18 protein-coding genes are annotated in these 21,374 nt (G+C 54.9%); 11 read left to right on the top strand and 7 right to left on the bottom strand.

Features of this window, described 5'->3' with window-relative positions:
* Nucleotides 1–82: 82 nt before the first annotated feature.
* Together tnpA and AC07UB_RS18795 are read right to left on the bottom strand one after the other, a co-directional pair.
* Complete coding sequence (gene tnpA, locus AC07UB_RS18800; protein ID WP_002714872.1) at nucleotides 83–223, bottom strand: IS66 family insertion sequence element accessory protein TnpA; 141 nt, start codon at nucleotides 221–223, stop codon at nucleotides 83–85.
* 316 nt (nucleotides 224–539) lie between these two features.
* The gene (locus AC07UB_RS18795; RefSeq protein ID WP_492792210.1) at nucleotides 540–1,226 is read right to left on the bottom strand and encodes a hypothetical protein; all 687 of its coding nucleotides are present in this window, start codon (nucleotides 1,224–1,226) and stop codon (nucleotides 540–542) included.
* Between the two features lie 230 nt (nucleotides 1,227–1,456).
* Between AC07UB_RS18795 and AC07UB_RS18790 the strand changes: the two genes are divergently transcribed.
* The 5 genes from AC07UB_RS18790 to AC07UB_RS18770 all read left to right on the top strand — a co-directional run bounded on the left by AC07UB_RS18790 (nucleotide 1,457) and on the right by AC07UB_RS18770 (nucleotide 6,781).
* Nucleotides 1,457–2,263: a crotonase/enoyl-CoA hydratase family protein gene (locus AC07UB_RS18790; RefSeq protein WP_492792211.1), complete on the top strand. Its 807-nt coding sequence runs from the start codon at nucleotides 1,457–1,459 to the stop codon at nucleotides 2,261–2,263.
* Nucleotides 2,264–2,356: 93 nt separating this feature from the next.
* Nucleotides 2,357–4,033, top strand: coding sequence for an AMP-binding protein (locus AC07UB_RS18785; RefSeq protein ID WP_492792212.1), 1,677 nt, complete (start codon nucleotides 2,357–2,359; stop codon nucleotides 4,031–4,033).
* A 308-nt stretch (nucleotides 4,034–4,341) separates the two neighbouring features.
* Nucleotides 4,342–5,562 carry an ABC transporter substrate-binding protein gene (locus tag AC07UB_RS18780; protein ID WP_492792213.1) on the top strand — a complete coding sequence of 407 codons (1,221 nt, stop codon included), beginning with the start codon at nucleotides 4,342–4,344 and terminating at the stop codon, nucleotides 5,560–5,562.
* A 121-nt stretch (nucleotides 5,563–5,683) separates the two neighbouring features.
* Nucleotides 5,684–6,091 carry a PaaI family thioesterase gene (locus tag AC07UB_RS18775; protein ID WP_492792214.1) on the top strand — a complete coding sequence of 136 codons (408 nt, stop codon included), beginning with the start codon at nucleotides 5,684–5,686 and terminating at the stop codon, nucleotides 6,089–6,091.
* A gap of 72 nt (nucleotides 6,092–6,163) precedes the next feature.
* Nucleotides 6,164–6,781: a TetR/AcrR family transcriptional regulator gene (locus tag AC07UB_RS18770; RefSeq protein ID WP_492792215.1), complete on the top strand. Its 618-nt coding sequence runs from the start codon at nucleotides 6,164–6,166 to the stop codon at nucleotides 6,779–6,781.
* 480 nt (nucleotides 6,782–7,261) lie between these two features.
* Here the strand turns inward: AC07UB_RS18770 and AC07UB_RS18765 are convergent, their stop codons facing one another.
* A complete protein-coding gene (locus AC07UB_RS18765) occupies nucleotides 7,262–7,912 on the bottom strand; it encodes a TetR/AcrR family transcriptional regulator (RefSeq protein ID WP_494654100.1) in 651 nt (216 codons plus the stop codon).
* Between the two features lie 138 nt (nucleotides 7,913–8,050).
* Between AC07UB_RS18765 and AC07UB_RS18760 the strand changes: the two genes are divergently transcribed.
* From AC07UB_RS18760 to AC07UB_RS18735, 6 genes are all read left to right on the top strand, one after another.
* Nucleotides 8,051–9,247: an ABC transporter substrate-binding protein gene (locus AC07UB_RS18760; RefSeq protein ID WP_494654102.1), complete on the top strand. Its 1,197-nt coding sequence runs from the start codon at nucleotides 8,051–8,053 to the stop codon at nucleotides 9,245–9,247.
* Between the two features lie 14 nt (nucleotides 9,248–9,261).
* Nucleotides 9,262–10,278 carry a glutathione S-transferase N-terminal domain-containing protein gene (locus AC07UB_RS18755; RefSeq protein WP_494654104.1) on the top strand — a complete coding sequence of 339 codons (1,017 nt, stop codon included), beginning with the start codon at nucleotides 9,262–9,264 and terminating at the stop codon, nucleotides 10,276–10,278.
* A complete protein-coding gene (locus AC07UB_RS18750; RefSeq protein WP_494654105.1) occupies nucleotides 10,275–11,807 on the top strand; it encodes an acyl-CoA synthetase in 1,533 nt (510 codons plus the stop codon). The genes AC07UB_RS18755 and AC07UB_RS18750 overlap by 4 nt, the downstream gene beginning before the upstream one ends.
* A 10-nt stretch (nucleotides 11,808–11,817) precedes the next feature.
* The gene (locus tag AC07UB_RS18745) at nucleotides 11,818–12,555 is read left to right on the top strand and encodes a glutathione S-transferase N-terminal domain-containing protein (protein WP_494654106.1); all 738 of its coding nucleotides are present in this window, start codon (nucleotides 11,818–11,820) and stop codon (nucleotides 12,553–12,555) included.
* A gap of 902 nt (nucleotides 12,556–13,457) precedes the next feature.
* The gene (locus tag AC07UB_RS18740; RefSeq protein ID WP_156449426.1) at nucleotides 13,458–14,444 is read left to right on the top strand and encodes a helix-turn-helix transcriptional regulator; all 987 of its coding nucleotides are present in this window, start codon (nucleotides 13,458–13,460) and stop codon (nucleotides 14,442–14,444) included.
* A 934-nt stretch (nucleotides 14,445–15,378) separates the two neighbouring features.
* Nucleotides 15,379–15,987 (top strand): hypothetical protein, encoded by a 609-nt coding sequence (locus AC07UB_RS18735; RefSeq protein WP_062316951.1) that lies wholly within the window; start codon nucleotides 15,379–15,381, stop codon nucleotides 15,985–15,987.
* A 127-nt stretch (nucleotides 15,988–16,114) separates the two neighbouring features.
* Here AC07UB_RS18735 and AC07UB_RS18730 read toward each other — a convergent pair whose 3' ends face one another.
* The 4 genes from AC07UB_RS18730 to AC07UB_RS18715 all read right to left on the bottom strand — a co-directional run bounded on the left by AC07UB_RS18730 (nucleotide 16,115) and on the right by AC07UB_RS18715 (nucleotide 21,321).
* Nucleotides 16,115–17,206 carry a helix-turn-helix transcriptional regulator gene (locus AC07UB_RS18730; protein ID WP_062316949.1) on the bottom strand — a complete coding sequence of 364 codons (1,092 nt, stop codon included), beginning with the start codon at nucleotides 17,204–17,206 and terminating at the stop codon, nucleotides 16,115–16,117.
* Nucleotides 17,207–17,478: 272 nt separating this feature from the next.
* Entirely contained in the window at nucleotides 17,479–19,404 is a 1,926-nt protein-coding gene (locus AC07UB_RS18725; RefSeq protein WP_184087197.1) for a hypothetical protein, read from the bottom strand.
* A gap of 190 nt (nucleotides 19,405–19,594) precedes the next feature.
* A complete protein-coding gene (locus AC07UB_RS18720; RefSeq protein ID WP_156449424.1) occupies nucleotides 19,595–20,503 on the bottom strand; it encodes a hypothetical protein in 909 nt (302 codons plus the stop codon).
* Between the two features lie 41 nt (nucleotides 20,504–20,544).
* Nucleotides 20,545–21,321, bottom strand: a complete 777-nt coding sequence (locus tag AC07UB_RS18715) for a trypsin-like serine protease (protein WP_184087195.1) — start codon at nucleotides 21,319–21,321, stop codon at nucleotides 20,545–20,547.
* Nucleotides 21,322–21,374 lie beyond the last annotated feature (53 nt).

The raw sequence follows: 21,374 nt of genomic DNA, 5'->3' as shown, positions 1-21,374 counted from the left end.
GACTAAAGGGAGGACTTAAGTTGCGCCGCCGGTAAAGCAGCTTGCGTTCCGGAGGCTGCGGCTCAGCCTCAAAAATCGCGCGTCAGTTCTCGAAGGCCTTGCGCGGAATACCCTCCGCCTCGCAATACTGCCGTTGGTTCAAGTCACTACGCTTCCACGCCTCATGGTGTGCCCGCCAGAAAGTCTCGCCCTGACGTCTCCACACTCCGTTCTTGCTCGCCATCTCGCTCTCCTCATCTACAAATCGAGAGCGAGAACAGATCGCGTCCGCCAGAGCCTATTCAAGCGTGTAAGAATTCAGCGCTCACCTAGATCCCTGTTGTCCGCGCGAGGTTTCCCTGTTCTTCGAAATGCGTTCCCTGTTAATTTTGTAGGGAATTATCGCCAAAAGCGCTGCGCCGCAGTGGTTTCTCGCCTCCAAGCTCCTCTGGGGAGGCCAAAATCGCGAATTTCCCTGTAAAATTCCCTGTTACCAGGGAATTCGCTTAGAGACGGGTGCGATCAGCACTGCGTCGCCAGCCAGCTAAAAGCCCTGCGGCTCAGGCACTTTTCTCGTTTTGCAGGTTTTCATTCTGAACGGGCTCACCTGCCTCATTCTGAATAGATGTTGCCGTTTGGTTCGCCAGCCAGTGAGCGTGCCGTTTTCGTGTGGCAGAAAGCACGCGCGGGGCTGTCCGCTTGGCGTAGCCGGCATAGCTCTCCTTGGTCCTATGGGCAGACAGGGCGCGGCCCTGACCGTCCGTCAGCTCCGCCTCTTCCAATTCCGTCATGCCGCCGTGGCGACATGCGTCCAGGGTGAACTCGACGGGCAGGCCGATGTCCTTGCGCATCCGCTGTACGATCTTCTGCATTCCGGAGAACGAGTACGGCTTCGATTTGCCCTTTTCGACTTCGCGCAAAATCATGGGAGTGCCGCGCCGCTTGAGATGCGACAGCACCGCTTCGGCGTCTTCGTAAAATCTGACGATTGTCCCATCGTCGAGATTTTCCTCGAGCGGATGTTCGATGACGGCACCGGTCTTGTGGTGCTCAATCTGAATGGTCGGCGCCGGCCCCGTGCGATAACCGGACCATCTGATGTGGCCCGCGATGACATTCTCCGGTCGCTGCAACCATTCAAAGCAGATCACGGCAGCAGCGCCGCACTCCGGTTCGCCGCCTTTGATGCAACCGTGTGCGAACTTGTAGACCTGTTCACGGGTGACGGCGGGTTTGGTCAGCTTCACGCGCGTTTCGTGTATTGTTACAGCGCCAAGCTGCGGGAGCGCAGGCCAGTCTCGCTGCCCGCGTAAGATGCCCAACGGTTGGTCATAATGCAGTGAATAGTCACACTTTCGCAAATGTCGAGCTTGACAGCAATAATTGAATTGACTTCAATTCATTTTACCTTGACCTGATACCGACGACCTCGTGAGGGCTTCACGGGTGCCAGCGATGAAATTGAGAGGAAGCTAGAATGACAGTTCGCGTCGAGAAAAGCGGCTTTGTCACCACGATCATTATCGACAGGCCGGAAGCACGTAACGCAATGAACCCAGAAACAGCAGATTTGCTTGTTGCGGAGATTCAGAAATTTGAGAATGACGATAGCGCCAGGGTTGCAGTGCTTTTTGGCAGCGGCGGAGCGTTCTGCGCCGGCTGGGATCTCAAGCACGCAAGTGCAGGAGCTGCTCATCTGGAATTGACCAGCCTTAAGTTGCCGGTGCCTGCGGGACAGCCAATGCCGAGAGGTCCTCTTGGGCCGACCCGGCTTTCGACAACCAAGCCGACAATCGCTGCGGTCGATGGTCCCGCAGTTGCTGGAGGAATGGAATTGTCGCTTTGGTGCGACCTCCGGGTTGTCGATGCAGAAAGCGGCTACTTCGGCGTATATTGCAGGCGTTGGGGCGTGCCGCTGTTGGACGGAGGCACTGTGCGGCTACCTAGACTCGTCGGTCAGGGCCGGGCTCTCGAAATTATCATGACCGGACGCGCCGTGCGTGCCGAGGAAGCGCTTCGGATCGGACTCTGCGAGAGAGTCGCTCCGGCTGGAACGGTACGGCAGGCGGCCGAAGCGCTTGCTCACGAGATCGGGCGGTTTCCGCCTGAGTGTGTGAAAGCAGACCGCAAATCGGTCTATGAAACATACGGTCTCCAGGTGAGGGATGCGCTGGCTGTCGAATGGGTGAACGGAGAGAAGCCTCTTCAAGGCGAGGGCATCGCAGGCGCGACGCGATTTGTGGGAGGCACCGGACGGCACGGTGACTTCGGATATTTGAGCTAACTTTCCCGACCGTCTGGTTCGAAGCAACCTCTGGCTGATGTCAGAGGTTGCTTCCGAGCTTTCCGCAGACTTTTCATTTTCTTGGTGGCTATCATGGATCTCAAGCAAAGCTATAGGCATGGCGCGTCATCCGCACCTTTGATCGGGCAGACGATCGGATCCTTTCTTTCGACTATCAGCCAAAAACACGGAGATCGCGAGGCGCTCATAGTTCCGTTCCAGAATGTTCGCATAACATACCGCGAGCTATATCGTGATGCCGAACGGTTCGCCGCTGGTCTCAAGAAGATGGGACTGCAACCGGGGGACCGCATTGCCATCCTCTCTCAGAACAATGCAGAATGGGTGATCGCCCAATTCGGCACGGCGATAGCGGGCTTGATCCTCATCACAGTCAACCCCTCCTACCGCCTCTCCGAACTGGAGCATGTCCTGAGTAAATCGGGCTGCCGAGCGATAATTGCGACACCGTCACTCAAGACAACAAATTTCATGGAGATGCTGGAGGGCCTTGCACCCCAGCTGTTCAATCAAGATTCAAACGAAAAAGCTTCTCGATTACCGCTGTTGGAGTTCTTAATTGTCATTGGTGGCGATCGATGCAACAGAGCGGGAGTCCCATTCCACGATGTCGCTCGAACAGCCAATGACGATGATCTGATTTCCTTACGAAAGCAGTGCGACGATCTTCAGTTTGATGACCCGATAAATGTTCAGTTCACGAGTGGAACAACCGGCCTGCCGAAAGGCGCCACGCTGACACATCATGGAATACTGAACAGCGGATTCTTTGTAGGCGAAAGAATGGGATTCACCGAGCGGGATCGGCTCTGCATCCCGCTTCCGCTGTTTCATACGTTTGGAATGGTCCTTGGTGTTCTCGCATGTGTAACACACGGGGCGACGGTCGTGCTCCCAGGAGAGCTGTTTGATCCGCTCGAAGTGCTTCGAGTTGTTGAGTCGGAGAAATGCACGGCACTGCACGGTGTCCCGACGATGTTTATCGCCGAGCTTGAGCATCCCAGATTTCGAGAATTCGACCTGTCCAGCCTTCGAACGGGAATGATGGCTGGGGCCCCTTGCCCACTCGAACTGATGCAGCGCGTAACCACCGAAATGGGGCTGACGGAAATTACCATTGGTTTCGGCATGACTGAAACAAGTCCAACGGTCACTCAGACGGATAAAGACGATCCGATCGAGCGACGGGTTGGCACAGTCGGACGCGTTGCTCCCCATGTGGAGATCAAGATCGTGGATAACGCGGGACGTGTTGTTCCGGCCGGGCAGTCCGGAGAGCTTCTTGCTCGAGGATACAATGTTATGCGCGGCTACTGGAATGATGACGCTCAGACAAGCATGGCAATCGACGCTGCAGACTGGATGCATACCGGTGATCTGGCCGTCATGGATGACGATGGATACTTTCAGATCGTAGGCCGCATCAAGGATATGGTTATTCGTGGCGGTGAGAACATTTATCCGGCTGAAATCGAAGGATTCCTTTACAGGAATCCCAAGATCGAGACCGTGCAGGTTTTTGGTGTACCCGATCAAAAGTACGGAGAAGAACTCTGCGCATGGATAAGCCTGAAGGCCGGACAAACGTCTTCCGAAGAGGAAATGAGAGATTTTTGTAAGGGGCAAATAGCGCATTACAAAATTCCGAAGCTTGTTGTCTTTGTAGACAGCTTCCCGATGACGGCTACCGGCAAGATTCAGAAATTTGTTATGCGCGATACGATGATCGAGCGGATGAAGCAGTGCTAGTTCGGAAAGCGTTAGAGCTCAGACTGCAGCGATCGGCTCCATGGCCAAGTCCGGCTAACCCCTTATTGCATTAAGGGTCGCGTAGTCAGCTCGGGCGGCGTTCTTGGTTGGATGCCAAGCCGCAGCGCGCCAGGGTCAAGCAATCGGGCCGAGGACAGCGCGGTCGTCGAGGGTGGATCCAACCGACTCTGAAAGAAAGCAATGGAACATGCGCTCGAATCCGAGGTGATCATCGATCATGCGCTGAAGTCGGGCATTGCTTCATCAACAAGAAAAACTGAGATCAAGTAGAATCTAGTGGAGATGACATGACTAAGATGATTTCGGCACTGATGCTTGGCACATCTCTTGTGCTTGGCGTGTCTTCTGCGGCGACTGCGCAGGATAAAAACGTGAAGATCGGAGTGTTGACCGATCAGTCTGGACTTTATGCGGATATTAGCGGCGCGGGATCCGTACTCGCTGCACAAATGGCCATTGAAGACTCTGGATTGACGAACAGAGGCTGGAAGGTTGAAGTTATCGCTGGAGACCACCACAACAAGCCCGACATTGGTGCAAATATTGCGCGTCAATGGATCGATGTTGAGAAGGTCGACGTGATCGCGGACGTACCGACATCGTCGGTTGCGCTGGCGGTCAACAATCTGGTCAAAGACAAAAACATCGTCCTCCTGAACTCAGGTGGTGGCTCGTCAGATCTGACAAACAAGGCGTGCACTCCAAATACAGTTCATTGGTCCTACGACACCTATATGCTCGCGCATGGGACGGGCTCGGCGCTCACCAAGGGCGGAGACAATACGTGGTTCTTTCTCATCGCTGACTATGCCTTTGGCTCCGCGCTTGAACGGGACACGACCGAAGCAATCACGTCACTTGGAGGAAAAGTCGTAGGTAGTGTTCGTCACCCGCTCAACACGGCCGATTTCTCGTCATTCCTGCTGCAGGCACAATCCTCCAAGGCAAAGGTTATCGGACTGGGGAACGCTGGCGGCGACACCATCAATGCCATCAAGCAGGCATCCGAGTTCGGCATCATTAGCGGTGGCCAAAAGCTTGCTGGGCTATTGTTGTTCATAACGGACGTCCACTCGCTGGGCTTAAAGGCGGCCGCCGGCCTCAACCTGACAGCGACATTCTATTGGGACCTCAATGACGGCACTCGCTCTTTTTCAAAGCGCTTTTCCGCGCGCATGAAGAACCGTGCGATGCCCAGCATGGTTCAGGCGGGAGTCTATTCGTCGACTCTCCACTACCTGAAGGTTCTGGAGAACGAGGGCGGGAATTCACGCGACGGCGCCAAGATCGTCAGCGCAATGAAGGCGATGCCGACTGACGATCCGCTCTTCGGAAAGGGAAAAATCGAACCTAACGGCCGCAAGATCCATCCGGCCTATCTTTTCGAGGTGAAGACTGCATCTGAATCAAAGGAACCTTGGGACTATTACAAAGTGGTCTCTACCATTCCTGCGGATCAGGCCTTCACACCAATCGATAAGAGCACTTGCCCCTTGTTGAAGAAGTAATGACAATTCCCGGCGGTACACATACCGCTGGGAATCTCCACCTTGGGATTTGGAAGGCACAGAAGAAGCTGCTTTCGTGCAGGCGGGTGCAATCGCAGGATAACTCTTTGGGATTTTCATCGTGAGGATCGTTTCAACCGTGCCACCCGGTTACAGCATGCTCCCCGAATTGAACGGCTATGCCGGATTTAGCGGCCCCTATTTCTGGTCGAAGGATGTTGACGGCGGTCATATTTATGGCTTTCAAAGCGACGAACGCCACAACAACCCGTACGGCGTTATGCATGGCGGGGCAACCGTCACCTTCGTTGACACCGTACTTGGTCATACCGTGCTGACTGCGACGGGCCGTCGATGCTCAACCGTTGCGCTCGACAGCCAGTTTGTGACAGCGATTGCTTCAGGTTCGTGGATCGAAGCGCGGGTGCGAGTTCGCAAACTCTCGAAGACGCTCGCCTTCCTTGATGCCGAAGCCAAATCTTCTGAAACGCTATTGCTCACAGCAACCGCCATATTTCGGATGTTTTGAGCTAGTGTTTTACGACATCCCGACACTAAAATAGCGCAATATCTCTAATAACATAAGAATTGAAGTCACTTTATGAAAACGCCCCGTGTCATTCCCAAGCGCAAAACGGCCAAAGCCGAAACGAGGGAGCTTCTCCTCAACAGCGCAGTGCAGGAGCTCGTTGCAAACAAGGGCACGCTTGAGATTGGGGATGTAACAAAGCGTGCTGGCGTTTCCGTTGGAACGCCATATCACCACTTCGGCTCAAAGAGCGAATTGATAGCAGCGGTCGTTGATGATTTTTATGAACGGTACGACGCGTCAGTAATGAATGCGGAGCTCGACGGGGAGCACTGGGCCGATCGAGAAGAAAGGCGTGTGCGTATGATCGTTGAGTATCACTACAGTGATCCGTTAGCGCCAATCATTCTTTCACAGCTAAGTCGCGATCCCGTCGTCGCCCAGGTCGAGGCTCGATGGCTTTCAGCACATGTCGCCAAAGGCGCCAGGAACATTGCTAAAGGACAGCGCGATGGTGACATATCGGATTCCATCGATCCAGGTCTTGCAGCAGCGATGATTCTGGGAGGCCTTCGGCAGGCCATTGTTCATGCGCTGGCTCGAAAAACGGTCCCTCGCAAGAGTATCCTCGCACGAGAACTCTGGGCTTTTGTTCTAGCTGTTTCGGGTGCGCATCCAGCGTCTGATTAGGATCGCCCTTATTCCAAGTAATTCGAGCCAGCAATCCATATCGTATCAAGAGAAATTCTCAGGCTCTTGCACGTGGGAGTCGTTCTGAAATCCCAGCTAACCTATTGATAGATCTAGGGGCAGATTCTGCGCTCTATTCAGAATGAACATTGATATTGTTCACGGTCCGGCCGGATTTTGATTCCCCCATGCGGAGGTTCGAATCCTCCCGCCCCAGCCATCTAGTCCGGATTTCGGAGAATTTCCTTTTCAGGCATGAGAAAGGCCCGCCAATGGCGGGCTTTTCAGCGTAAGGAGTCTCTGTGGAGACCGATACTCGCACCAATTTCTCCGGAAATCTCCGAAAGTCTCCATGTATCCATTGAAAAATTCCCATTTTCTGAAGACTCACTCCAGAGACCGGAGAATAAAACCACTACGCGGTAGTGCGCTCAGTGGTGGATTTGGAAGAGCTGCTTGCTTGTGCTGACAACTGCGCATTCATCCCTTCAAGCCGCGCGTTACAAACTTCATATAAGCGTCCACGACCCAGTCGGGAATTCGCTTCGCTTTCGAGCCGCTTTTTGAGAATCGCAGATACACGTAAAATCTTGCGGCCATGAGGACGAAAGCCACGACTTCGAGTTCGCGTTCGTCATAGCCTTGGATTTCTCCGCGGGTCCGGCTTCGCCTCAGCGCTCTGGTATAGTGTCGTGCGAGATTGCTGATGTGTTCGTCGAAAGCGGCGGGTGCTGCAACTTCGGCCTCGTTAAGGACGCGATAGAAGCCGGGATTTTTCACGACGTACTCGAAAAATCCCCGGAATCCTTTTTCTTCGACGTCCAGGATGTCTTTGGATCCGCGCACAAGCTCGCGGACTTCCTCCAGCAGGTCCTTGCCCATGCCCGGCAGCAATTCGTCAAACATCGCCTGACGCGATTCGAAATGCTTGTAGAAGGTGCCATGAGCAAACCCGGCTCGTTCCGTGATTCGAGCAACGGATGCTTCCTCATACCCACGTTCGCCGACGATCTCGGCTCCCGCACGAAGAAGTGCAAGCCTATTTGAAGCCACTTTCTGAGCGCGCGTTGGCTTTGCTGGGCCCTCCACCTTGGGAGGGGCTTTAAGGAGGGGTGTTTTCGTTTGCGGCATCCCCAATTAGTAACTGACCTGCGGCAAATAGACAAAAGGTGATTAGTGATCCATTAGTCACTTTTAGCTTGCGTCGCGGATTGCACGTTGTCAAATTAGGCTCCAAGGCCCGGCAAACGGGCGCCATTGGAGGAAGCAATGTTTAAATCAGTCGCATGTTTCGTCGCGGTTTTGCTGTACGCGCAGTCGGGCTATGCCGCCGAACCGAAATCGGTGAAAGTCGGCGTCCTGACAGATATGTCGGGGCCTTATGCAGCAATCACCGGGAAGGGAGCAGTTGAGGCAGGTAACCTTGCGCTCGAGGATTTCGCTAAGGAGGCACCGGATTTCAAAGTCGAACTCGTAACGGCAGACCATCAGAACAAGCCTGATATCGCGACCGGTATCGCGCGCAAGTGGTTCGAGATAGAAAACGTCTCGATGATCTCAGAACTGACGACGTCGGCTGTTGCGCTAGCCGTGCAGAAGCTCGCTGAGGATAAGGACAAGATCGTGATGGTGTCGGGCGCCGGCTCGTCCGATCTGACTGGCAAGTCGTGTTCAAAGACCGGCTTTCACTGGACCTACGACACCTATGCGCTCGCCAACGGCACCGGCGTCGCGATCATGGAGCAGGGTGCCAAGCGCTGGTTTTTCCTAACGGTGGACTATGCTTTCGGTCAGGCTCTCGAAAAGGACGTGTCGACCGCCGTGAAGGCTAAGGGCGGCGAGATCGTCGGCAGCGTTCGTCACCCCCTCAATACGTCCGATTTCTCATCGTTCCTCCTACAGGCGCAGGCCTCAAAGGCGGACGTGATCGGTCTTGCCAACGCGGGCGCAGACCTCGTCACGAGCATCAAGCAGGCCAATGAATTCGGCATCGGCAAGAGCCAGCGGCTTGCGGCGCTGCTCGTCTACATCACCGACGTGCACTCGCTCGGACTGAACGCGGCGAAGAACGTCTATCTGACGACCGGTTTTTACTGGGACATGAATGACGCGACCCGTGCGTGGTCCAAGCGCTTCTTTGAGCGCACCGGCGTCATGCCGACCATGGCGCAGGCGGGCGTTTATTCGTCGATCCTACATTATCTGCGCGCGTTGAAGGCGGCAAAAACACTCGAAGCCGGACCCGTCGTCAGCAAGATCAAGGCGACGCCGGTCAACGATATGTTCACGACCGGGGGAAAGGTGCGCGAGGACGGACGCATGGTGCACGACATGTACCTCGTACGCGTCAAGGAGCCAGCTCAGTCGAAGGCGCCTTGGGATTATTATGAGGTAGTGCGGACGATCAAGGGCGACGACGCATTCCGTCCGATGTCTGCGGGGAATTGCCCGCTCGTAGCCAAGTGAGCGGAGCAGCTTCGATGCCGGATGGCCGCTATCGATTGATCGGGTCCACGGCGTCGCCATACGCCATTAAGCTGCGCGCGCTGCTGCGCTACCGGAGAATTCCGTTCGACTGGGTCATCATGACCCGGGAGTTGCGGAAGGCGACGGAGCACCTGCGTCCGAACCTGATCCCTGTCCTGCGATATCCGGACGGGACGTATCGCGGCGAAACCACGACGCTCGCCTACGATCTGGAGGCTCGCCACCAAGGTCGATCCACGATTCCCGACGACAAAGCGGTAGCTTTCGTTTGCGATCTGCTTGAGGATCTTGCGGACGAGTGGGCGGTGAAGCCGCTGTTTCTCTTTCGCTGGTGGGAGCCGGAGGATCAAGCCTACGTCTCCCGCTGGGCTGCGGAAGAATGGTCGGTGGCGGACTCGGCGCCTGGAAGCGCGGATGAGATCGAGTTTATGCGCCGCAGGCAAATATCGCGAATGCCGATTCTCGGAGCAACGGCTGAGAACAAGCCGCTGCTCGAGGAAAGCTATCGCAGGATTCTCGCCGCTTTCGAGCCGTACGTCGGAATGACGAAATATATGTTCGGCAGCCGGCCGTCGCTTGCGGATTTCGCGTGGTACGGCCAATTGAGTGAACTTGCGACAGATCCCACGCCGATGCGGATCATGCGCGAGCAGGCACCGTTCACCGATCACTGGGTGCGGCGTCTGGACGATGCGTCGGGCGTCGATGGCGAATGGTATCCGCGCGAGCAGGCATTGTCGGGAATGGCCGAAGCACTGCTGAAGATCGCGGGTGAACTTTATCTGCCGTTTCTCGTCGCGAACGAGCAAGCATTTGCGAAAGGCCTCGAACGTCTTGAGATCAATGTCTGGGGGTTGGAATATGCGCTCAGTCCGTTCAAGTATCAGGTGAAATGCCTTCGTCTACTCCGAGAGAAGTTCGCTGCGTTAGCTTCTGCCGATCGGAGCGCTTTACAGGGCGTTCTCGAACGCACCGGGTGCTGGCCTCATCTTGTCGCAGGTAGCTTATGACGAACCACGCGCCTGACTGGATTGCGCATCACGCGCTCAGCGCACCCAACCGGATCGCAATGACTGATGTTCACTCTGGCCGGAGCTTCACCTACGGCCAGATGGAGCAGCGCTGTGCGCGTCTCGCGTCGCTTTTCCGGAATGACTACGGCGTGCGCAAAGGCGACCGCGTCGCAGTCATTGCCTTCAACTCGACGGACATTTTCGAGGTTCAGTTCGCGTGCCGGAAGATTGGCGCGGTGTTCGTCCCGCTCAATTGGCGGCTGTCGAAGGCTGAGTTGAAAGCCATCCTTGAAAACGCCGAGCCGGCCCTGATCGTCTTTGGCTCTGAGTTCCAAGACGTCGCGGACTATCTGCGCGATGCGGGCGTTACGTCGAAATACATCGACGCGCGTGATGGCGCCCTCTCAGCCTACGAGACAGGCATCGCGAATGCCGTTCCGCTCGCGCAGACCGAGCATGTTACGCACGATGACATCTTTGCGATCATGTATACCTCCGGCACCACCGGCCTGCCGAAAGGTGCGATTATAACTCATCGTATGACGATCTTCTCTGGCGTTAATGGGATGATGAAGGCGCAGGTGAGTGAGGGCTCCACCGGTCTCACCTTCCTGCCGCTGTTCCATGTCGGCGGTTTGTTTCTCATGGCCAATTTCATTTTCCATGCAGGTGGGCGAAACGTCCTGATGCGCAATTTTGACGCAGCGGCGGCGCTTGCGATGCTCGCCGATCCCGAATTGTGCGTTTCGCACGCCTTCGGCGTGCCCACCAATTTTCTGATGATGGCGCAATTGGCAGACTTCGCTGGTTGCGATCTGTCGCATGTTAAATGCCTGGTCGTTGGCGGCGCGCCATCCCCCCTCAGCCTATTGGAGGCTTACGCTGAAAAGGGCATTCGGCTTCAGCAGGGATGGGGCATGACGGAAACCGCTACGCTGGGAACGATGCTTGCGCCAGACGCGGCGATATCGAGGATCGGATCTGCGGGACGCCCGGTGATGCATGCTGACCTTGCGATTTTCGACGAAGGCTTTCGGCCGGTGCCTCCCGGCGCTGTCGGGCAACTCGTCATTCGCGGGCCGACCGTGACACCGGGCTATTGGAAGCAGGCCGATGCGACGGCGAGCGCTTTCCATGACGGCTGGTTCCTGACCGGCGATGCCGCTCGGCAGGATGATGACGGTTTCTTCTACATCGTCGATCGCTGGAAGGACATGTACATTTCGGGCGGCGAGAACGTCTATCCCGCTGAGGTCGAGAGCGTGTTGCAGGCTATTCCCCATATTGTCGAGGCCGCCGTGATCGGTGTCCCGGACGAGAAATGGGGCGAGGTAGGCTGTGCATTTCTCGTGGTACGAAAAGAGTTCAATCTGACATTCGCTGTACTCCTGGCGATTTGCGAGAAATCGCTGGCGCGGTTCAAGCTGCCCAAGCATCTGCGTATTGTCGATGAGATACCGCACACTGCCGCCGGCAAAATATCAAAGCCAGAATTGCGCGCGCTGTTTGCCGAAGGAGCGAGATGAGGAAAGACAATTGACCTCTCAACTCGTGCAGTCATTCGTATTTACACCACATGGGGAGGCAGATCTCGACTTCTTCACCTGGCCGACGCCGAATGGCAGGAAGGTCGCGATCTTTCTCGAGGAAGCCCACGTGGCCTATAACCTCGTAGCGGTCAATACGACGAAGGGCGATCAGTTCGTGCCTGCGTATCTCGCGATCAATCCGAACAACAAAATCCCGACAATCGTCGATTTTCGCGGTGCGGTCCCGCAGCCTGTGTTCGAATCCGGTGCGATCCTAATCCACCTAGCCGAACGGGAAGGGCGTTTTTTGCCTACCGATTCAGTCAAGCGCTCAGAATGCATCCAGTGGCTGATGTGGCAAATGGGCGGCTTTGGCCCGATGCTGGGGCAGGCACATCATTTCAACTATTACGCGCCGGAGCAAATTCCTTACGCGGCCGAACGCTATAGCAACGAGGCGCGGCGGCTCTATCGGGTGTTGGATACTCGTCTCGTCAATCGAGAATATGTGGTGGATGACTTTTCCATAGCGGACATGGCGATCTGGCCTTGGCTGCCGTCGCGAAAGCTTCAAGGTGTGTCGCTGGACAACTTTCCAAACGTGGCGCGATGGAACGAACAAATGAAAAGCCGCCCCGCCGTCCGGCGTGGATTTGATGTGCTGTCGGATATCCCCTCCAAACAGAAGCCGACCGGTGCCGAATGGAATCAATTATTCGGCAAGGAGCAGTATCAGGCGCGCTAGCAGTTCATCTGTATCAAAATCGGATTGGACATTGGTCCCATTTTGCACTGCAGCATCGCGGTGTCGGACATTCCAGGACTTTCAACCCAGGTGCTGCCCGGTAATTCTTCGCCTATTGGGTGCAAAAGTCTCCAACCCTATGTTTGCCGAAGTTCGGCGAAATTCGTGCGACATATCAAAGGCTATTTTCCAAAGCGCCATGTGAGAGTTCGAATCCTCCCAGGTCAGCCAGCCAGTCTCGTTTTCGGAGAATTTCCTTTTTTGCGTGAGAAAGGCCTGCCAATAGCGGGCTTTTCGTGCATGCTGAGTCTCTACAGAGACGGAAGTCGAACCATCACCTTCCGAAATTGGCCCTTAGTCTCCACCTAACCATTGAAGAATTCCCGTTTTCTGGAGACTCGCCTCAGAGACCGGAGAATAAAACCACTGCGCGGTAGGGATGGCAGTGGATGGAGGCAGAAATGGCTTAGTCATACGGCGTGATTCAGCGCCCTTCGGAGGACGATCTCACTGCAAGTTGCTTTCCGCTCCGTCCTTGCGCCGTGAAGACTGCTCACTTCGCGCGAATTTGAGTGTGGTTGTCGCTATTGCGGCGATCGTTTGCTCTGTTACTTTTCCGCGATAATCTGAACATTTCTTAGGCGGTGTTTTGAACGCCAGTCCGCCACCCCGGTCGTGCATAGGACATGGATTTTTCTTTGCTGTCTGGCACCAGATTTCGGGGGAAACCGATCATTCTCTCAGCACTGAGTACAATGACAGTCTTCGGTAGCCGATAGAGCAATGTATGTTGGACGGAGATCTCATCGATTTGATCTACGAAGCGGCTGTCATTCCACAGGGCTGGCTACGCGTCCTCGAAATACTGACAAAAAAAAGGCGACGCAGCTTTCGCGAGTTTATTGGTCGAAAAGAACGGCGATCTCAGTTGGGTGGGTACTTCAGCAGCGAATGAGCTAATTGGCGCCTATGTGAAGTTAGGGCAACCCAACCTCAACACCCGAATTGAGAGGCGAGCGCGGCTTGCCAACCCCGGCTTTTGCACCGACTCGGACATGTTCACTAGCGAGGAAATGGATCACGACCCATTCTATCGCGATTTTATGCGCCCCCGAGGTTATGGATGGGTTTCTGGTACTTGCGTTCGTCCGCCGAGCGGTGAAACTCTTATCGTGGCTATCGAGCGGAATTACACTCGTGGTCCATTTGAAATGGACATGATCCACCGTCTCGATGTCTTTGGGCCGCATCTGTCCCGCGCAGCGCTTCTGTCGGCCCGACTCGGCCTTGAACGCGCACGGGCGATGGCCGATGCATTGGCCGTCATTGGCTTGCCTGCCGCCGTTCTGAGAGGAAGAGGTCGACTCTACGCCGCAAATTTGTTGCTGGAGCGCATGATTCCGGACATCTTTCAAGACAGTCACGCTCGTCTGAAGCTGTCTAATTCAGCGGCCGATGCGCTCTATGCGACAGCAGTTGAGAATTTAACTGCTGTTGATTTGAATGAGAATATTACACGTTCGATTCCCATTCCTGCAAATAATGGCACTCCTGCGATGATCGTGCATCTTCTTCCTGTGCGGCGCGCGGCTCAGGACGTGTTCTCACGTGGGTCCGGCCTTCTTGTCGTGACACCTGTCGATCGTGGCGTCGTACCAAATGCCGAGGTGTTGTCAGGATTATTTGACCTCACTCCTGCAGAGGCCCGTATTGCTCGAGGCATTGCAAGTGGCGAGACTATCAATACGATAGCTCAAACGCGAATGATATCGCGCGAAACCGTGCGTAATCAACTCAAGGGCATTCTAGCGAAGACTGGTCTCTCGCGGCAAAGTGACTTGGCGGCCTTGCTCAACGGGATTGCAGTGCCACGCTCGCTGCAATCTTGAGCCGCAAAGTTAGTTCCGTGATTTCTTTGTAGTCCGAGATCGCATCGCTCTCTCACTTAGCATTTAAAGACGTCAGAAACTTCGAGGCATGACCCGTCTGGGTCATGCGCTTGGTCGATTTCTCGCTAAGAGTCGGGAATGATGACCTGCGCAGCGTTTATATCGGTCTGATCCTAACCGCCGTAACGCACTGACAACGGAGATGAAAAATGACAAGGTCGATATCGATCTGTACTGTAATGCTTCTTATCGGCATCACGGCCGCAATGGCGGATCAGCCTAAGTTTTCGCCGTGGCAAGAATCTCCAGACCCGCCTCGTCCGTACTTCGGTCTTACGTTAACGAAGATGGCGCAAACCTGTGGACCAACAGGCTGTTGCAGCCAACGGCCTCAGTGCCAATGCGAGTGGGAAGGTGGCAGGGCGTCGCCTTGTGCAACTAGATAATTGCTTTGCCAAGTCATCAAGCTCGCTTTGATACTCCAATTTCTAACTTGCTAGAGACGCCGGCGACATTCCATCCCTTGAGGTTCGTCCGCTGAGAAAGGTCTTATGATGAAGATGTTATGCCACATCGTATTCGCTATGGCTTTTGGTCTTTTGGTTGCGGTGCCTCAGGCTGCATATGCACAAAGGCCACATGAACGTGCAGGTGCTGGGCCGGGACCAAGCGCCTGCAATCAATGCTCAGTTCAATACTCTGCCGCACAGCGCGACTGCTCTTCGCGCAGTACGGCTGATTCACGCGCGGCATGTATTCGTGAGGCCTCTGATGTTTCGCGAAATTGTTATAGAAACTGCAGCAATTGATATTGCGACGAATACAACTGTGATTGCCATTTGCGCTTAGTCATCTCAACAGAAGCGCTATGACGTACACAATTTTGTTCCTCGCATAAACTACGAATCGCCACATGTTGCCTTAGGTGTACGATATGCAATTCCGTAAACTTGTGTCGTGCGCGCTAATTCTTGATAGCTCGGTGATTAAGCAGGCATTTTTCTATTCAGCGATTCTATTTAGCTTCGGTTTTGTTGCGCCACCATCGAAAGCACAAACCGCCTCAGAAGCGGCGGCTTTTCTGACTGATTTTGTTAAATGCAATCCGCCGATCGATGTATTCGACAAACGGCCCCCAAACCCACAGCTTTCTGGTCTTTTGGCAAAAACAAATGCGTTTGTGGGAAATTCGGAAACATGGAGCGTCGTCGAGAAGGTGACTGTCAAATTTCGCAATGTATTCAACGATGTTAAATTTGATAACAGCTACGAGTACAAATCAGAGAGCGCATTTAAAGATCTCGACCCTAATATTGGTATATCGAAAGACTCTGTCAGAGGCTGGACAGAACTGCGACTGCAATGTCGGGTGGGCGCGTGTTTCAAAAGCCAGAAAGACTACAAGGACAAAGATCTAGGACAGAGGAAAAAGAATACAACGCATGAAATCTATGATTTTTGCGACGAGCAAACAGCGCGCCGAATCGCTAATGCAATCTCGTTTCTGATAAAGGAGAATGGCGGAACTTCAGCGCCGTTTTAGTGCATGTTTGATACTCTTGTAAGGTCACAGACACCGGCTTGTTCTGGAATGACCCAAATGGGCTAAAGGCGGGCACAGATAGAAAGCAGTTCTGGTGTCACGTATCTGAGCAGGATTGATCCGGCATCTATTTACCGGAAAGCAGGCGTGAAAGCATTGCCACCAGATCGGATTGCCGATGTGTTCCGGTTTTTGCAAAAATGGATTTTAGCTGGTTTCGAACCGTTTCCCGTGAAAGCTTGAGCCTCTCGGCTTCCGAATTCAGGTCACCACCGGAAACCAAGCCATCGGCCAATCGGGCTTCCGCTGGCGTCAGGCCAAACACAGCCTGCAAGGTCTCCGCGGCGGGGCGGGGCCGAGAATCGGGGTCGGCCAGAACCAGAATGGCGTTGAATCTTGAGAATGGAGTGTCCGTAAGGTCGGCCGTTCGCACTCCGTAAATAACGATGGGGCTGCGACCCACGCGAGGAAAAATAATGGGTCGAACCGACGTCGCCCTTCGTGTCCAAATTAACTGCTTTATTGCATCATCCAGCCGACGATTGGCTTCACGATCCCACGACACCAATTTTCGGTTTACGATCTGAAGGTCGGAAACAGTTAGTTTCTCGGCCGCGACGTTCAGCCGAACAACGTCTCCCTTGCGATCCAGCAACAGAGCTGCGGTACTCGCTATATCGAATGATGATAACGCAGCTTCTCCACGTGCGAATGCCAAGGCTTCAGCCGTTGCTGCAACACTGTCCAAGACAGAAGAGAGACGTTGCAGGCTGCGAAGTTCAGTACTTGAAAACAGGCCTTGCTCAAAAGAGCGTTGTATCGAAATACAGTATACGTTCTTGCCGCTACCGATCTTTATACCGGCGAACCCTTGCAAGCGGAGGGGAGCCAGGAATTCCTGATAATAAGGGTGCTTTTTCATCTCCTGCTCGGACATGAAATCGAAATCGGTATAGATGCCGTTGTGTATCAGCTTGTCGGCACCCCGGTATCGTTCATCTCTGTGAATCCAGCCGGCATCGATGTAAGCCTCGAATGAACGTTCGAGCGATCGGCTGGCCGGAACAAAGGGCAGTGGTCCAACGACTGGAAACATCGCAGCGCCGAAGGATCCGGTGGAAGTCGCTACAGTTTCCATAGCTTCGACCCAGCGCGATGAGTCCAGTGCCGCTGAAGCGAGGGCCGCAGACATCTTTTCCAGATCGAACGCCGGGCGCATCTCAAAACTCCCGCCAGATCAATTAAGTGGCAAGAATCTGAGCCTCCATCAAGCGAAATCGTTGCTCTTTTGCCTCTGAGAGAACGTCAAATGCATCGCTACCCGGGCCCCGAACTCTGCATCCGAAGTGACATGGGCCATATAGATTATTGCCCCGACTTAGCGACTTCGATGAGCCGTTACCCGGGTCAACAATCGAGCTTGCCGAAGATGCAACCAGTCTCGCCTGCAAAGTGGAAATCAAGCAACTATCCAACCTGTGGCAAGCTAACTCAGCACCACGGAAGACAAATCCGCTTTCCTCCCACCCTTCCGAACGTGACTGGTTTCGGCGCGAGTTGGCTGGCATTGTTGAAGATTGAATTGTGGCCGCCCCAGAACTGCGACGGGTTGCGAACGAAGGAATTTGAGCCGCCGAATACCTGACCCGGATTCCTGACGAAGGAGTTATCGCCACCCCAAATCTGGTTGGGGTTGTTAATGGTGGAGTTGGGGCCACCCGCGACCTGACGAAGATTCCTTGCGACCCAGCCGTTTCGGCCTACGAGTTCGTTATTGTCGCCGAAGCATCCCTTACCGCCGATGCCGTCCGACATACACTTCGTCAACTCCCGGATGACGAACCGCGTCGCCATGCAGCCGGCTGCGGCGTAGGGCTGACCGCCCGTTGAAACGACGCATTGGATAGCGATCTGCTGGTCCTGGTTTAGTTGCATGTTGAAAAGGTTGGCGCCGGCGCAAGTCGCAGCGGTGGCATAGTCGCCTCCGGATTCCACCGCGCACCGGATCGCAATCTGCTGTTCCTTGCTGGCTTTCGATCCGAGAAGGCGACCCGCCGCGCAGCCGGCAAAATTGCCCGCGTCTCCGCTGGAGGTCGCTGCGCATTGAAGGACGGCCCGCTGGTCCTGTGACAGGCTTGGCCCAATTAGGGAGGATCCAGCGCAGTTGAGGAAATTCGAACTATTGCCGCCGGACGTGGCGGCGCACTGGACGACCGCGCGCTGTCCATGCGTCAGATTCTTAGTGACCCATGGTGTGGCACACCCGAGGAAGCTTGCCGTGTCGCCTTTAGCGTTTGCAACGCACTGCACGGCCACCTGCTGCTCGGGGGTCAGATTGCTACTTGCCCAAGAGGTTCCGGCGCAGGTCAGAAAGTCCGCTGTGTTGCCTTTCGTGTCTGCCACGCACTGCACGATCGCCCGCTGATCCTCGGACAGGCTTCGGCGCGCCCAGGCCCCGCCGGCACATCGCAAAAACTGCGAGGCATTGCCGCCCGAGTTGGTGGCGCATTGGATCGCCGCCTGCTGATCCTGCGAAAGCTTGCCGCTCCAGGAACTTGCTGCGCACCTTGAGAATGCCGATGTGTCTCCGCCAGACTGCTGGGCGCACGCGGCGACGATACGCTGGTCGTCCGTCAGCTTGATGCCGAAGTTCGGGGCTGCGCACTCGGCAAACTTCGCCGTGGAGTTAGTATTTGTCAGCGCGCAGTCGAGGATCGCCTGCTTGTCGGGCGGCAGGATGACGTTCTGCCCGGCACAACTGGCAAACGCCATTATGTCTACCCCTGCTCTTGCGGCGCACTGGCGCGCGAGATCCTGGGCGTTGAGTCCGGTTGGCACTCCGAAGCTGCTGGCTGGAGGAATTGCTCCTGTCGACTGATCCAACATGTATTGCTGTACGAGGCTGCACGGTGCGGGGCCTTGGGGGCCATTGCAGATGGGACCATACGGGCCGGACGTGTTGAGGACCTGGAACTGGAGAGGCGCAAACGGCGGAGGTTCATCGGCGGCCATGCGCTGTCCGACCGTATAGATATGGATTGACGCGCACGGCGCAGGCCCGAACGGTCCCACGCAGATAGGTCCGACGCCGGGCTGGTTGCTGATCACGTGCGACGTCTGGCCGGATTGCTGTTGCATTAAGATGAAGCGACGAACTGCTTCGCACGGTCCGGGACCGAGCGGGCCGACGCAAATGGGGCCGATACCCTGTTGGAAGCCGATCGGCTGGAGTTGAATTTGCGCCAACTGCTGCTGCGTCTGCATCCACCGCTGAATGACTGCACAGGGGGCGGGACCGCGCGGCCCGTTGCAGATCGGTCCGACGTAGGGAAGATAGGAAGGCTGTGCTGAAGAAGACCGCCCGCCGGCAAACAGAAGCAATGCGATCACGATGGCAAAGACGAAGACCTTTTTCACAGTCGTCCTTCCCGCGAACTTCGTATCAACGTCGCCAGTTTGACAAAGGGGAAGGCGGATCACATGACCCAAACGGGTTAGGCTAGAACATCATCCGGAAGATGACCTAGTGTCCCGAACCAGAAGTTCGCGACATTATTGCCTCCGAGAAGGTCTATACGCGCGGCCAACTTAGCTCGAGTCCTGGCAATCAGGGCGATCGCCCGCCGATTGCTTTTTCAACTGCTTCGAGGAACGCGCCTTTAAGCGGAATGTGATAAGAGGCCCACTTTCCCTCGGCAAAAGCACGACTGGTTGGTACGCCCGTCCTTTCAGCTCGGTTGATCTGAGCAGCCGTTTCCTTGTTGCCGGCAGTAATGGCCATGAGAACGTCATGACGTTTTCGCTCTCTGAGCATGGATCCACCGGACGAGCCTTGAGATGAATCACAGTTTGAAGCGAACATGACTTGAAGTCCGTCTTCAAAGTACGGATATCTTCCCTGACATTCTTCGATCGATTTTGGCGGGGCTCTGCTATCTCTTCCAGCTACCCGATAGAAATCTGTGGAGGTTGCCGCGATCGAAATCACGGGGTCGTCTGGCCATATTTTTTCGTCCGAGTACGGAAGAGCGTATGGCTTGACGCCGATCGGAGTTTGAAGCTTCAGGACGGCCCAATCGTCCTTTCGTCGTCCCCCGGGGCATTTATATCCAATGTCCGCAAGTGAAGCGATCAGCGACGTCAGTTCCTTGCCTCCAACTTTAACCGTGAACGAGCATTTCTTGGGCTCGTTCCGCTTGGCGCATTCTTTCGACTTAAACATATGTGCAACGGTCGTTATTGTGTCATTAGCTCCGGTGATCTGCGCGCTGGTTGAATCATTGTCGCATTTCAGAACCCCCGTCGCGGCGAGCCGGTTCTGCACTTCTTCTACCGGCACGCCTTTCTTCTGCGCGTACTCTTCCTCGGTCATTCGACCGTCGTCGTCGATGACAGCGATCTTGTGGATCGGATGATGCGAAGTGTAGATATCTTCGGAACGGGCGTTTGAATCGAGAGCGTTGGTGCTACAGATTACCGCCACCACCCAAAGTGCGATGTATCGGCGACAAGACATTGTGACTTCCAAGGTTCTCGTATTGCTATGACACGGAGGGCCTATAGCGGCGGCCGTCCGCCGATTGCTGTTTCCAGCAATTGAAGAAATTCTCCACTAAGAGGCACCTGATACGTTGCCCACTTCCCTTCGACGTAAGGTCCATGATTTGGAGTTCCTCGCTTCGCTGCTTGAGCGATTTGAGTATCCGTTTCATTGTTGTTTGCCGTTATTCCCATCAGGACGTCGTATCGCTTTCGCGCCCTCAGGATGGAGCCGCCCGATGATCCAGGGGACGAATCACAATTGGACAAGAAGAGAACTTCGAAGCCATCTTCATAATAGGGCTGCCGCCCTTGGCATTCCTCGATGGACTTCGTAAAAACTTTCTTTCCCGTTCTTGGATCAGCGCGATCAAAATCACGTCCGGATGCCGCAACGGAAATCACATCATCCCGGTCTTTCACGTCCTCGTCGGGATAAGGCAACGTGTATGGCGTTATGCCCCTCATTGGGCTTTTCAGTTTGAGAACAGCCCAGTCGTTTTGTCGCTTTGGCCGGATCGGGCATTTGAATCCCATGCCGACCAGTTCAGAGATTTCGGAGGTTTGCTCTCTATCTCTGAACTTTGCGGTAAAGGAGCAATTGCGAGGTGTATTTTTCGCGTTGCATCCCATTCCCACAAAAATGTGCGCGACAGTGGTGATTGTATTATCTGAGCCCGTTAGTTGTCCGCTTGCCGAATGTTTGGCGCACTTCAGGACACCCGTTGCAGCGAATCGATTCTGCACTTCCGTCAACGGAATACCCTTCTTCCGCGCGTACTCTTCCTCGGTCATTCGTCCGTCTTCATCTATGACGGCAGTTTTTTGAAACTGGCTTTGAGTCTTGG

This window comes from Afipia sp. GW821-FHT04G03 (genome assembly GCF_059419985.1).
The sequence above is the reverse complement of the archived record's forward strand: the minus strand, read 5'-3'. Positions and strand labels throughout refer to the sequence as shown.

Excerpts from the sequence above, each read along its gene's own strand:
- tnpA (WP_002714872.1), bottom strand. The coding sequence starts at position 223 with ATGGCGAGCAAGAACGGAGTGTGGAGACGTCAGGGCGAGACTTTCTGG.
- AC07UB_RS18790 (WP_492792211.1), top strand. The coding sequence starts at position 1,457 with ATGACAGTTCGCGTCGAGAAAAGCGGCTTTGTCACCACGATCATTATC.
- AC07UB_RS18785 (WP_492792212.1), top strand. The coding sequence starts at position 2,357 with ATGGATCTCAAGCAAAGCTATAGGCATGGCGCGTCATCCGCACCTTTG.
- AC07UB_RS18780 (WP_492792213.1), top strand. The coding sequence starts at position 4,342 with ATGACTAAGATGATTTCGGCACTGATGCTTGGCACATCTCTTGTGCTT.
- AC07UB_RS18770 (WP_492792215.1), top strand. The coding sequence starts at position 6,164 with ATGAAAACGCCCCGTGTCATTCCCAAGCGCAAAACGGCCAAAGCCGAA.
- AC07UB_RS18765 (WP_494654100.1), bottom strand. The coding sequence starts at position 7,912 with ATGCCGCAAACGAAAACACCCCTCCTTAAAGCCCCTCCCAAGGTGGAG.
- AC07UB_RS18760 (WP_494654102.1), top strand. The coding sequence starts at position 8,051 with ATGTTTAAATCAGTCGCATGTTTCGTCGCGGTTTTGCTGTACGCGCAG.
- AC07UB_RS18755 (WP_494654104.1), top strand. The coding sequence starts at position 9,262 with ATGCCGGATGGCCGCTATCGATTGATCGGGTCCACGGCGTCGCCATAC.
- AC07UB_RS18750 (WP_494654105.1), top strand. The coding sequence starts at position 10,275 with ATGACGAACCACGCGCCTGACTGGATTGCGCATCACGCGCTCAGCGCA.
- AC07UB_RS18735 (WP_062316951.1), top strand. The coding sequence starts at position 15,379 with ATGCAATTCCGTAAACTTGTGTCGTGCGCGCTAATTCTTGATAGCTCG.
- AC07UB_RS18730 (WP_062316949.1), bottom strand. The coding sequence starts at position 17,206 with ATGCGCCCGGCGTTCGATCTGGAAAAGATGTCTGCGGCCCTCGCTTCA.
- AC07UB_RS18720 (WP_156449424.1), bottom strand. The coding sequence starts at position 20,503 with ATGTCTTGTCGCCGATACATCGCACTTTGGGTGGTGGCGGTAATCTGT.
- AC07UB_RS18715 (WP_184087195.1), bottom strand. The coding sequence starts at position 21,321 with ATGACCGAGGAAGAGTACGCGCGGAAGAAGGGTATTCCGTTGACGGAA.